Source organism: Massilia sp. GER05, assembly GCF_052056005.1.
GTDB classification, from domain to species: domain Bacteria; phylum Pseudomonadota; class Gammaproteobacteria; order Burkholderiales; family Burkholderiaceae_D; genus Telluria; species Telluria orientalis.
The window spans coordinates 6,857,402-6,868,822 of record NZ_CP178858.1; the positions used below are offsets into that span (position 1 = coordinate 6,857,402).

Consider the following 11,421-nt stretch of genomic DNA (forward strand, 5'->3'; position numbering starts at 1 on the left):
GATCATGACCCCGTTCGAATACCTCACCGTCGCCATCGCTGCCGCCGCCGTCGTCACCCGTATCGTGATGTTCGTGCGCAACCCGTCGCTGACCGCGCCGTCCGAACTGTGGCTGGCGCAAGAGCCGACCGAACTGTGGATGGGCGAGTACGCGAAGCCGAAGGCAGCCGCGTAACAGCAAGCCGCCCCCATCGTCTCCACACGCCCGGCATTGGCCGGGCGTTGTCTTTTGTGCGCCGCAATATCGTTAATGGCCGCCACCGTACTTACGCACGCGCGCCACTCCCGCCAGCGAATCCGCACAGCACCATAGTCGGCTGCGCTAGAATGCTTTTTTGCAATTTCTGACCAAGAAAAGCATTCTTGTTCTTCATTTATCCACCCGACTGATGATGCGACTTCCTGTCCTTACCGTTCTCGCCGCACTGCTGGCGCTACCCGCTGCCGCCTCCACACCCGTGACCCTCGACCAGGCCATGGCCAACCCAGACTGGATCGGTCCTCCCGTGGAAGCGGCGTGGTGGAACTGGGACGGCAAGCAGGTCATCTACAAGCAGAAGCGCGCCGGTTCGCCCCTGCGGGACACCTACCGCGTGAACGCGGCGAAGGCCGGCACGGCGGCACAGGTGACGGACGCCGAACAGGCGAAGCTGGACAGCCCGGAAATGCTGTACAACCGCGCCCGCACCCGCGCCGTCATCGTGCGCAACGGCGATCTGTTCGAGCGCGACCTCAAGTCGGGCGCCCTCGTGCAGATCACGCGCGGCAACGGCGTGGCGATCCAGGCCGTCCAGTACACGGCCGACGAGCGCGGCGTGCAGTACCGCATCGGCGACGACTGGTTCGCGTGGGACCGCACCGACCGCGTGGCCGGCCCCGTCGCCCTGCCGCGCGCCGCCAAGGATCCGAACGTGACGGAAGCCGACGCGCTGCGCGACATGCAGCTGCGCCTGTCGACGATCCTGAAGCGCCAGAAGGACGAGCGCGACGCCACCCGCGCGCAGGCCGAGGAACTGCGCCGCGCCGACCCGACCCGCGCGCCCGCGCCGATCTACCTGGGCGACAAGGTCGCGATCCTGAACAGCGCGCTGTCGCCGGACGGCCGCTGGCTGCTCGTCGTCACGGGTCCGAAGAACGCGGACAAGGGCCGCGCCGGCAAGATGCCCCGCTACGTGACGGAAAGCGGCTACGAGGAATTCTCGGAAGAGCGCACGCGCGTGGGCCGCAACAACCCCGCGGGCCACGGCCTGAAACTCGTGAACCTCGCCACGCGCGAGGTGAAGGACCTGGCGCTGGACGCCCTGCCCGGCATCGCGGTCGACCCGCTGGCCAGGCTGCGCGCGGAGCACAAGCTCGATCCGCTCAAGGGCAACCGTCCGGTGATGATCGGCTTCGACGGCGAAGCGATCACGTGGAGCCAGGACGGCGCCAACGTGGCCGTCATGTTCCGCGCCGTGGACAACAAGGACCGCTGGATCGCCACCGTCGACCTGCCGCGCGCGGCGCTCCAGCCGGTGCACCGCCTGACGGACGAGGCCTGGGTCAACTACGACAACAATGAATTCGGCTGGCTGCCGGACGGCTCGACCCTGTGGTACCTGTCGGAAGAAAGCGGCTACGCGCACCTGTACGTGCGCGACGCGGCCGGCCGCACGCGCGCGCTCACGCAAGGGCGCTGGGAAGCGGGCGACGTCGCATGGTCGGCGGATGGCCGCACGGCCTGGCTGCTGTGCAACCGCAAGGCGCCGCACACGTACGAGGTCTGCGCCGTCGATGCGAAAGATGGCACCACGCGCGAAATCAGCAGCCTCGCGGGCGTGCAGGACTTCCGCCTGTCGCCGGACCAGAACAAGCTGCTCGTCCACTATTCCGGCCCGTACCTGCCGGCGCAGCTCGCGACCGTGCCGTCGCACGGCGGCGAGGCCGTCAGGCTGACGGACACGCGCACGCCCGAGTTCAAGGCGCGCGAATGGATCCAGCCGCAATTCGTGACGATCCCGTCGACGCACGGCGCCGATCCGATCTGGGCCAAGCTGTACCGCCCCGCGCGGCTGGAGCCGGGTAAAAAATATCCGGTGGTGATGTTCGTGCACGGCGCGGGCTACCTGCAGAACGTCACGCAGCGCTACACGCCGTACTTCCGCGAGCAGATGTTCCACAACCTGCTCGTGCAGAACGGCTACGTCGTCCTCGACATGGACTATCGCGCCTCGAAGGGCTATGGCGTCAAATGGCGCACGGCGATCTACCGCCAGATGGGCCATCCGGAACTGGACGATTACCTGGACGGCGTGAACTGGATGATCGCGCACCAGCAGGGCGACGCGGCCCGCGTGGGCGTCTACGGCGGCAGCTACGGCGGCTTCATGACCCTGATGGCCATGCTGCGCGCGCCGGACGTCTTCAAGGCCGGCGCCGCGCTGCGCCCCGTGACCGACTGGACGACGTACAACCACGAGTACACGGCCAACATCCTGAATACGCCGGACCTGGATCCGGAAGCGTATAAAACGTCGTCGCCGATCGAGTACGCGCAGAACCTGAAGGGCCACCTGCTGATCGCGCACGGCATGGTCGACGATAACGTGTTCTTCCAGGACTCCGTGCGCATGGCGCAGCGGCTGATCGAATTGAAGAAGGACCACTGGGAACTGGCGCCGTATCCGCTGGAGCGGCATTCGTTCGTGCAGCCGGAGGCGTGGTATGACGAGTATCGGCGGATCTACCAGCTGTTCGAGCGGACGCTGAAGTAAAGAAGGACGTCAACCTAAAAACCGTCGTCCCCGCGCAGGCGGGGACCCAATTTCCGCATGCGTTATCGGGACGCGTACAAATCAGGTTCCCGCCTGCGCGGGAACGACGTGCCAGCTTATTCGGTCTTCGCCCCCGCCTCGAACCACCTCCCCACCTCCGCCCTTTCCGCCTCCGTCATATTGGTCATGTTCGCCAGCGGCATCGCCTTGAGCTGCACGGCCTGCTGGTAGATGCGGGGCGCGTTCCGGGCGATGCCGTGCGCGTCGTCCAGCATCACGCCGGCCGGCGCGCTCGCGAACCCGGGCTGCGTCGGATGCGCCGCGTGGCACGACACGCAGCGCGCGCGCAGGATCGTCTCCACCCGCGCAAACGGCACCGTCCCCGCCGACACGCCCGGCCGCGGCGGTGCCAGCAAAATCGCAAGCCCCAGCAGCAGCGCCACACCGATCGCCGGATACACCCACTCGACGCGCCCCTTGTGGCGCAGGTTGAAGAAGTGGCGGATGAAGACGCCGGCCGCCATGATGGTACCCAGCACGGCCCATGCGTGCGGGTGGCGGTAGGTCATCGCGAAGTGGTTGCTGATCATGATGAACAGCACCGGCAACGTGAAGTAGTTATTGTGGACGCTGCGCTGCTTGCCGCGGATGCCGTGGACGGGATCGGGCGTCAAGCCCGCGCGCATCGCCTCGACCATCTTGCGCTGCCCCGGAATGATCACCATCGCCACGTTCGCGACCATGATCGTGCCGATCATCGCGCCCACGTGGATGTAAGCGGCGCGGCCGCTGAGGAAGTGCGTGAGCACCCATGCCGCGCCGACCAGCAGCGCAAAGACCACGACGCCGAACGCGAGATCATGCTTGCCGAGAGGTGAACGGCACAGCAGGTCGTACACGACCCAGCCGGCGACGAGGCTCCCGAGCCCGAGACCGATCGCCTGCCAGCTCGACAAATCGGCCACTGACCGGTCGACCATCATCGCCTGCGCATTCAGCCAGTACACGATGACGAGGAGCGCAACACCCGACAGCCACGTCGAATACGCTTCCCATTTGAACCAGTGCAGCTCCGCCGGCAGCTCGGCCGGCGCGACGAGGTATTTCTGCGGATTGTAGAAACCGCCGCCGTGCACGGCCCACAGCTCGCCCGCCACGCCCTTCTGCGCGAGATCGGAACCGGCCGCCGGCGGACGCAGCGAATTGTCCAGCCAGACGAAGTAGAACGACGCGCCGATCCAGGCGATGCCGGTGATGACGTGCAGCCAGCGCACCAGCATGTTCATCCATTCGAGACCATACGGGACCAGGTATTCCATCGAGGCTCCTCAGCGTGACCGGCAGGCGACACCGCCGTCGATATAGTTTCTAGAACATGAAAAATATCGTATATTTAAAATCAGACTACGTATATAACAATTCCATCAAAAACTCTCCCATGTCCAGCCTGCCCCAGCACCTCGACCTGCACCTGATCCGCATCCTTTATCTGCTGCTCGTCGAGAAGAACGTCTCGCGCGTCGCCCTCAAGTTGAACCAGCCGCAACCGTCGATCTCGGCGTCGCTGCGCAAGCTGCGCGAGCTGACGGGCGACCCGCTGCTCGTGCGCGGCGCGCGCGGCATGGTGCCGACGCAGCACGGCGAAAGCCTGCTCAAGCCGGCCAAGCGCATCCTCGACGAGACGGAGAGCCTCTTTGTCCGCAAGACGCCGTTCGTGCCGGAACAGGCCGACCGCACGTTCCACATCGCCGCGCCCGACTACCTCGACACGCAGTTCCTGCCGGGCGTCGTCGCGTCGATCCGGCGCGGCGCGCCGAACAGCCGCGTGACCATCCACCACCTGGGGCCGGGCACGGACTACCTGCGCATGCTGTCGGACGGCGAAATGGATCTCGTCATCGCCAACTGGGACGAGCCGCCCTCGCACCTGCACATCTCGAAGCTGTTCGAAGACCCGATCATCTGCACGATGCGTGCCGACAGCGCCTACGCCAAGCGCACGGCGGCCGACGCGATGACGGTCGAGGACTACCTCACGCTGCCGCACATCGCGCCGACGGCGATGCTGCCCGGCTACCACGGCGTGATCGACGCCTTCCTCGAGCGGCAAGGCATGCATCGCAAGGTGGCCGTGGAATCGCCTTATTTCGGCCTGATCCCGTACATGCTCACGCAGACGGACCTCGTGCTGACGACGGGCCGCCAGTTCATCCGGTTCTACGAAAAGACGCTGCCGCTGAAAAACTTCACGGTGCCGATCAAGTTCCCGCCGATGCGTTTTTATCAACTGTGGCACCAGCGCGTGCACCAGTCGCCGGAGCACAAGTGGCTGCGCGACCAGGTGACGGCCGCGGCCAAGGTGGTGGTCAACCGGTAGGCACGCGTGGGCACAGGGTGCGCCCTACTGCTTGGCTTCCTGGCCTTTCTGCGCCTGCATCTCCTGCAGTTTCTGCTGCATCTGCGCCGTCATCTGCTGGAAGTGCACGGCCAGCCGGCGGCATGCGTCCCGCTTCGCTTCGCACAGCACTTTCATCTCGACGAACGTGCCCTCGTCCGTCTTGCGGACCAGGCGCCGCACGACGGCCGGGTAGGCTTCATGTCCTTGCGGCACGAACGACCACACGGCCACCTCCGGTTTCTGGATGGCGTACGTGGTCCAGCCGCCCGGATGGGAGAGCTTGGCGTCCGGATTCTTTTGCAGTGCGGCCAGCGCATCGGCGACTTTCTTGTAGCCGAGCGGACGGGGCTCCTGCTTCGACTGGGCGTGGGCCGCGCCGGAGAGGACCAGGGCGGCGGCGAGGACGGGAATGGCAAATCGTTTCATGGGGCAAGAATGAATTAGCATGGCGACATCGTGACATGCCCGGCGCGTCCCAGCAACGCCGATTCGTGTAAAAATCACATGCGGCAAAAAATATTTGCGGAACGCATGAACCTTGGGGCGGCCGGCGGGTATTCACCGCAAAACAGCAGAGAGCGCATGCGTGGACGGAAAGATTGAAGGAGTGGCCGTGAACGAGGCCAGCCTGGTGGGTCGGATTGCGGCCGGGGACCGGCGCGCCTTCGAGATGCTGTACCGCGCGTACTTTCCGCGCCTGGCGCGCTTCCTCCAACGGATGACGCGCAGCGTGCCGCTGATCGAGGAAATCGTCAACGACACCCTGCTCGTCGTCTGGCAGAAGGCCGCCACGTTCGACGGCAGTTGCAAGGTGTCGACCTGGGTGTTCGCGATCGCCTACCGCAAGGCCTGCAAGGCCCTGCACGCACTCGACGAACCGCTGGATGCCCCGGCCGACGAGTGCGCGGCGGACGACGCGGGCCGGCCCGACTGGCGCTTCGAACAGCAGCGCCTCGCGCACGCCGTCGACGCCGCCGTCGCCACGTTGCCGCTGGCGCAGCGGGCCGCCTTCCAGCTGACCTTTTATCACGACATGGGTTACGCAGAAATCGCAGAAATCATGGAATGTCCCGTCAACACCGTCAAAACGCGCCTGTTCCACGCGCGCCGCCGCCTGGCAACGCTGCTGGAAGACCAGCTGGAGATCCGGCCATGAACGCTCGCACCGATCACCTCGACGCGCAGGACGCGCTGCCCTGGCTCGCGAACGGCACCCTCGCGGGCGCCGAACTGGAACGCGTGCAGGCGCACGTGGCCACCTGCGCGCACTGCCGCGCCGACCTCGCCCTGCTGCGCACGGTGCATGCGGCCGGGCCGGGCCCGGACCTCGACTTCGATCCGGACCGCGCGCTCGCGCGCTTGATGCCGCAACTGGATGCGCCGCAACTGGAGGCCGCACCGCCGCAGGCAAAGACCGGCCCGCTGCAACGCTGGCGCGACCGCGTCGCCGCCAACGACCGCACGTGGCTGCGCGCCGCCGTCGCCTGCCAGTTCGGCGCGATCGCCGTACTGGCCGCATTGCTGGCGCGCCCTTCCGGGCAGCCAGATTCGCCGGACAGCTACCGCGTCCTCGGCGCCGCCGGCGCGAACGGCATGGCGCGCGTCGTCGTGACCTTCCGGCCCGACACGCCGGAGGCGGAACTGCGCCGCATCGTGCGCGCCAGCGGGGCGCGCATCGTCGGCGGGCCGACCGTCACCGATGCGTGGCTCGTCGGCGCGGACGGCCGGCTCGCCCCGGTGCTGGCCAGGCTGCGGGCGGAGCCGGCGGTGACGCTGGCCGAACCGCTCGTCGTGGACAAGCAGCCGTGAAAACCGCCCTTCTCGCCCTGGTCGCGGTGTTGATCGCGTTCGCCTGCGCGGTGCCGCGCGCGCGCGCGGATGCGCAGGCGGCCACGCACCCGGTCTCGACGCCGGCGCCGGCGGCGCGACAGGTGCTCGTGATGCTGCGCATGCCGTCGCCGCACTTCCGGCCCGACGGCGCCTACGGCGGCGGCTACACGGAGGACGGCACCCGCGCCGCGCGCCGCCGCGTCGCGCGCGACCTCGCCGCCGCCTATGGCCTGCGCGTCGTCGACGACTGGCCGATGCCCGCCATCGGCATCGACTGCTTCCTGATGGAGGACACCGGCACGGGCCCCGTCGACCGCCTGCTCGACACGCTCGCGCACGACCCGCGCGTCGCATGGGCGCAGGCGATCCAGGACTACCACGGCCTGGCCGAAGGCGACCCGCTGCTGCCCGTGCAGCCGGCCACGCGCGCCTGGCAGCTGCCCGCGCTGCACCGCGCCAGCACGGGTCGGGGCGTGACGGTGGCCGTCATCGACAGCGGCGTCGATGCGAACCATCCCGACCTCGACGGCCAGGTCAAACTGCGCCGCAACTTCGTCGATGCGTATCCGGACGGCGCGGAAGCGCACGGCACGGCCGTCGCCGGCATCATCGCCGCGCGCGAAGGCAATGGCCTGGGCATCGCGGGCATCGCGCCGGGTGCAAAACTGCTGGCCCTGCGCGCGTGCTGGGAAACGGCCGGGCCGCCCGCCCGCTGCAACAGCTTCACGCTGGGCAAGGCGATCAATTTTGCGCTGATGAGCGATGCGCGCGTCATCAACATGAGCCTCGGCGGGCCGCGCGACCGGCTGCTGGAAGCCCTGCTCGACGCGGCCCTCGCGCGCGGCGTGACGCTCGTCGGCGCGGCCGATCCGGCGCAGCCCGACGGCGGCTTTCCCGCGTCGCATCCGGGCGTCATCGCGGTGGCGTCCGACACGCAGCGCGCGCCGCCGCCTGGATCGCTGCGCGCGCCGGGGACGGACGTGCCCACGTCGCTGCCGGGTGCGCGCTGGGGTATGGTGTCCGGCTCGTCGTACGCGTCGGCCCACGTGGCGGGGCTCGCGGCACTCGTGCTGGAACTGCGTCCCGGGACGACGCCCGCCAGGCTGCGGGCCGACCTCGACGGCGGCGCACGCATCCTGCCCGCCGCGCTGGCCTCCGGCGCCGGACAAGCTGGTAGCATAGACGCCTGCGCCGCCGTTACGCGCGCAGCCGGAGCCTGTTTCTGCCTATGCCCATCGACGACCACGACCGCCAGCCTTCCTTCCCCGCGCCCGCCGCACTGAAACCCGTCGCGGGCGCGTTTGCCCTCCTCCTCGTCGCGCTCGCGGCACCTGGCGCAGTGGCCCAGACCAGTGCCGACCTCTCCGTCGTATCCGAATACGCGATACGCGGCGTCTCGCAGGGCCGCAATCCCGCCGAGCAGCTGCGCGTGGACCACGACTTCGACGGCGGCTGGTATGCCGGCACCTTCGCGTCGCCCATCGAGCTGTACGGCCGCGGCCAGGGCCTGCTGATCGTCTACGGCGGGCGCGCGCTGCCGCTGACGACGCGGCTGTCGTGGGACGCCGGCGTCACGCGCACGATCTATCTGCGCAACCACGAAGTCGACTACCACGAGTTCTACGCCGGCCTGACGTACGACCGCGTCAACGCGAGAGTCTCGTATTCGCCGGCGTATTACGGCGGAGGCCGCACGGTCTACCTCGACCTGAACGGCGGCATCCCGCTGGGCGAGCGCGTCGCACTGGCCCTGCATGCGGGGCTGCTGCATCCGCTCGATACCGATTACCGCTGGAGCGACCGGGACCGCGCGGACCTGCGCGCCACGCTCGCGTACGACACGGGCGACTGGCGCCTGCAGGCCGGCGTGCAAACCCTCGTGCACAGCGGCGGCACCGGCCTCCCGCGCGCCCGCGCCCTGTTCGCCGGCGCCAGCCTGCGCTTTTGAAAGTACCCGCGATTCGATTGAACCTTGCGCGTGGATGGGGGCATTAACGTCGTCCCCTTTCCATGAGGTGCAATCATGAACCTGCAATCGAATCCGGCCGTGCGCCTCCTGTGCGGCATCGTCCTCGGCGCCGCCGTGACGGCCTGCGGCGGCGGCGGCGACGACCATCCGATGACGCCGCCCGTCACCATGCCGCCGGCGATCACGAGCGCCTTCACCACCACGGCCCTCGTCACCGACCAGTCCAGCGGCGCGGCCCACACCGACACCCACCTCGTCAACGCGTGGGGCCTCGCATTCAATCCGACGGCCTTCGTCTGGGTCGCGAACAACGGCACGGCGACGTCGACGCTGTACGACGGCAACGGCGTGCCGCAGACGCTCGTCGTCGCGGTCCCGGCCGGCGTCACCGGCATCGTGTACAACGGTAGCCAGGACTTCAAGGTCACGCAGAACGGCGTGACGGGCGCCAGCCCGTTCATCTTCGTGGGCGAGACGGGCACCGTGTCGGGGTGGTCGCCGGCCGTGAATCGGACGAACGCCGTAACGGCCGTCGACACGGGCGGCAGCGCCGTCTACAAGGGTCTCGCCATCGGCGCGTTCTCGGGCGCGAACTACCTGTACGCGGCCGATTTCCACAACAACCGCATCGACGTCTACAACGCCAGCTTCCAGAAAGCCACGCTGCCGGGCGGCTTCACCGATCCGAACCTGCCGGCCGGCTACGGGCCGTTCGGCATCCAGGCCATCGGCGACCGCATCTACGTGGCGTATGCGCAGCGCGAGGCGGCCGGCAACGACGAGGTCAAGGGCGCGGGGCTGGGCGTGGTGGACGTGTACGACACGGGCGGCGTCTTCCTGCACCGGCTGGCGGCGGGCGGTGCGCTGAATGCGCCGTGGGGCATGGCGCTGGCGCCGGCCAACTTCGGGGACTTCAGCAATGCGGTGCTCGTCGCGAACTTCGGCGACGGCAAGATCAACGCCTACAACCCGTCCAACGGCGCGTTCATCGGCACGTTGTCGAAGGCCGACCGCACGCCCATCGTCATCGACGGCCTGTGGGGCATCGCGTTCGGCAACGGCGTGCAGAACCAGCCGACGAACACGCTGTTCTACACGGCGGGGCCCGCCGACGAATCGCACGGCATCTACGGGCGGATCGACATGCAGTAAGCGTCAAAGGAACGACGCGAACATGGCGATCGTCGCCGCCGCCATCACGCCCGTGCACAGCCAGCCCATGGCGCGCAGGCGCGGCGCGATCGTCAGGTCGCCCATGATGCGCGGGCTCGACGCCACCAGCATCATGATCGCCATCACCGGCACGGCGATGACGCCGTTCAGCACCGCGCTCCAGTACAGCGCCTTGATCGGGTCGATCGGCATGAAGTTGATGCCGACGCCGGCCAGCGTGGCGACGATGATGATGCCGTAGAACTTGCGCGCGGCCGAAAACTCCGCGCCCAGGCTGCTCTTCCAGTGGAACGTGCCGGCCATCGCGTACGCGGCGGAACCGGCCAGCACGGGGATCGCGAGCAGGCCCGTGCCGACGATGCCGAGCGCGAACAGGACGAACGCGAGTTCGCCCGCGACGGGTTTCAGCGCCGACGCGGCCTGCGCCGACGACTGGATGTCGTGCACGCCCTGCGCGTGCAGGGTGGCGGCGGTGGTGAGCATGATGAAGAACGCGACGCCGTTCGACACCGCCATGCCGACCAGCGTGTCGAAGCGGATGCGGCGGAACTGGCCCCTGGCCTGGTCGGGTGCGCGCCGCAGCGGCTCCGCGCTGTCGTCCGCGCGGAGTTCTTCGACTTCCTGCGACGCCTGCCAGAAGAACAGGTAGGGACTGATCGTCGTGCCGAACACGGCGACGATAGTGGTCAGGTAGTCCCTGTTCCACGCGATATGCGGCCACACGGTGGTCCTGAGCACCACGCCCCATGGCACGTGGACGACGAACACGGTGGCCACGTACGCGAGCAGCACGAGCGTGAGCCACTTGAGCAGGTTCACGTAGCGCTGGTAAGGGATGAACACCTGCAGCAGCACGGACAGCACGCCGAAGCCGACGGCATACCACAGCGGCCGGCCGGGCGCGACGAGCGACATCGCCTCGCCCATCGCCGCGACGTCGGCCGCGATGTTGATGACGTTGGCGACGAGCAGCAGCCCGACGATGCCCCACACGACCCCGCGCGGCGCATAGCGCTGCAAATTGGTGGCGAGCCCGCGCCCCGTCACGCGGCCGATGTTGGCGCTGATGACCTGGATGGCGGCCATCAGCGGATACGTGAGCAGCAGGGTCCACAGCAGGTTGAACCCGAACTGGGCGCCGGCCTGCGAATACGTGGCGATGCCGCTCGGGTCGTCGTCGGCCGCGCCGGTGATCAGGCCCGGACCCAGCTTCGACAGCCAGGTCGAGGCTTCCGGCGATGGCGGCGCGATGGTGGTTTCATCGGATTTCATGAAACCCATCATGCACCCATGTGGGG

The 11,421-nt window shown here is 68.2% G+C and carries 11 protein-coding genes; 8 read left to right on the forward strand and 3 right to left on the reverse strand.

Annotation, left to right across the window (positions count from 1 at the left end; genetic code table 11):
- Positions 1-4 precede the first annotated feature (4 nt).
- Together ACL58G_RS30180 and ACL58G_RS30185 are read left to right on the forward strand one after the other, a co-directional pair.
- Positions 5-175, forward strand: coding sequence for a hypothetical protein (locus tag ACL58G_RS30180; RefSeq protein ID WP_156403645.1), 171 nt, complete (start codon positions 5-7; stop codon positions 173-175).
- A 217-nt stretch (positions 176-392) separates the two neighbouring features.
- The gene (locus ACL58G_RS30185; RefSeq protein WP_440968164.1) at positions 393-2,753 is read left to right on the forward strand and encodes a prolyl oligopeptidase family serine peptidase; all 2,361 of its coding nucleotides are present in this window, start codon (positions 393-395) and stop codon (positions 2,751-2,753) included.
- A 116-nt stretch (positions 2,754-2,869) separates the two neighbouring features.
- Here the strand turns inward: ACL58G_RS30185 and ACL58G_RS30190 are convergent, their stop codons facing one another.
- Positions 2,870-4,072, reverse strand: coding sequence for a urate hydroxylase PuuD (locus tag ACL58G_RS30190; protein WP_440964128.1), 1,203 nt, complete (start codon positions 4,070-4,072; stop codon positions 2,870-2,872).
- Positions 4,073-4,191: 119 nt separating this feature from the next.
- On the opposite strand from ACL58G_RS30190, the gene ACL58G_RS30195 reads away from it, so the two are divergent.
- Positions 4,192-5,130: a LysR substrate-binding domain-containing protein gene (locus ACL58G_RS30195; protein ID WP_056123089.1), complete on the forward strand. Its 939-nt coding sequence runs from the start codon at positions 4,192-4,194 to the stop codon at positions 5,128-5,130.
- Between the two features lie 24 nt (positions 5,131-5,154).
- On the opposite strand, the gene ACL58G_RS30200 is transcribed toward ACL58G_RS30195, so the two are convergent.
- The gene (locus tag ACL58G_RS30200) at positions 5,155-5,577 is read right to left on the reverse strand and encodes a hypothetical protein (RefSeq protein WP_413387002.1); all 423 of its coding nucleotides are present in this window, start codon (positions 5,575-5,577) and stop codon (positions 5,155-5,157) included.
- Positions 5,578-5,821: 244 nt separating this feature from the next.
- Here ACL58G_RS30200 and ACL58G_RS30205 point away from each other — a divergent pair, with 244 nt between their 5' ends.
- The 5 genes from ACL58G_RS30205 to ACL58G_RS30225 all read left to right on the forward strand — a co-directional run bounded on the left by ACL58G_RS30205 (position 5,822) and on the right by ACL58G_RS30225 (position 10,102).
- Positions 5,822-6,307, forward strand: coding sequence for an RNA polymerase sigma factor (locus ACL58G_RS30205; protein ID WP_413389068.1), 486 nt, complete (start codon positions 5,822-5,824; stop codon positions 6,305-6,307).
- Positions 6,304-6,960, forward strand: a complete 657-nt coding sequence (locus ACL58G_RS30210) for a zf-HC2 domain-containing protein (protein WP_440964131.1) — start codon at positions 6,304-6,306, stop codon at positions 6,958-6,960. The genes ACL58G_RS30205 and ACL58G_RS30210 overlap by 4 nt, the downstream gene beginning before the upstream one ends.
- A complete protein-coding gene (locus ACL58G_RS30215; protein WP_440964133.1) occupies positions 6,957-8,264 on the forward strand; it encodes a S8 family peptidase in 1,308 nt (435 codons plus the stop codon). The genes ACL58G_RS30210 and ACL58G_RS30215 overlap by 4 nt, the downstream gene beginning before the upstream one ends.
- A complete protein-coding gene (locus ACL58G_RS30220; protein WP_440964135.1) occupies positions 8,210-8,929 on the forward strand; it encodes a TorF family putative porin in 720 nt (239 codons plus the stop codon). The genes ACL58G_RS30215 and ACL58G_RS30220 overlap by 55 nt, the downstream gene beginning before the upstream one ends.
- Before the next feature lie 75 nt (positions 8,930-9,004).
- Positions 9,005-10,102 carry a TIGR03118 family protein gene (locus ACL58G_RS30225; RefSeq protein WP_440964137.1) on the forward strand — a complete coding sequence of 366 codons (1,098 nt, stop codon included), beginning with the start codon at positions 9,005-9,007 and terminating at the stop codon, positions 10,100-10,102.
- 3 nt (positions 10,103-10,105) lie between these two features.
- Here ACL58G_RS30225 and ACL58G_RS30230 read toward each other — a convergent pair whose 3' ends face one another.
- The gene (locus ACL58G_RS30230) at positions 10,106-11,395 is read right to left on the reverse strand and encodes an NRAMP family divalent metal transporter (RefSeq protein ID WP_440964139.1); all 1,290 of its coding nucleotides are present in this window, start codon (positions 11,393-11,395) and stop codon (positions 10,106-10,108) included.
- Positions 11,396-11,421 lie beyond the last annotated feature (26 nt).

Coding starts and splice junctions, on each gene's coding strand:
- ACL58G_RS30180 (WP_156403645.1), top strand. CDS start 5: ATGACCCCGTTCGAATACCTCACCGTCGCCATCGCTGCCGCCGCCGTC.
- ACL58G_RS30185 (WP_440968164.1), top strand. CDS start 393: ATGCGACTTCCTGTCCTTACCGTTCTCGCCGCACTGCTGGCGCTACCC.
- ACL58G_RS30190 (WP_440964128.1), bottom strand. CDS start 4,072: ATGGAATACCTGGTCCCGTATGGTCTCGAATGGATGAACATGCTGGTG.
- ACL58G_RS30195 (WP_056123089.1), top strand. CDS start 4,192: ATGTCCAGCCTGCCCCAGCACCTCGACCTGCACCTGATCCGCATCCTT.
- ACL58G_RS30200 (WP_413387002.1), bottom strand. CDS start 5,577: ATGAAACGATTTGCCATTCCCGTCCTCGCCGCCGCCCTGGTCCTCTCC.
- ACL58G_RS30205 (WP_413389068.1), top strand. CDS start 5,822: ATGCTGTACCGCGCGTACTTTCCGCGCCTGGCGCGCTTCCTCCAACGG.
- ACL58G_RS30210 (WP_440964131.1), top strand. CDS start 6,304: ATGAACGCTCGCACCGATCACCTCGACGCGCAGGACGCGCTGCCCTGG.
- ACL58G_RS30220 (WP_440964135.1), top strand. CDS start 8,210: ATGCCCATCGACGACCACGACCGCCAGCCTTCCTTCCCCGCGCCCGCC.
- ACL58G_RS30225 (WP_440964137.1), top strand. CDS start 9,005: ATGAACCTGCAATCGAATCCGGCCGTGCGCCTCCTGTGCGGCATCGTC.
- ACL58G_RS30230 (WP_440964139.1), bottom strand. CDS start 11,395: ATGAAATCCGATGAAACCACCATCGCGCCGCCATCGCCGGAAGCCTCG.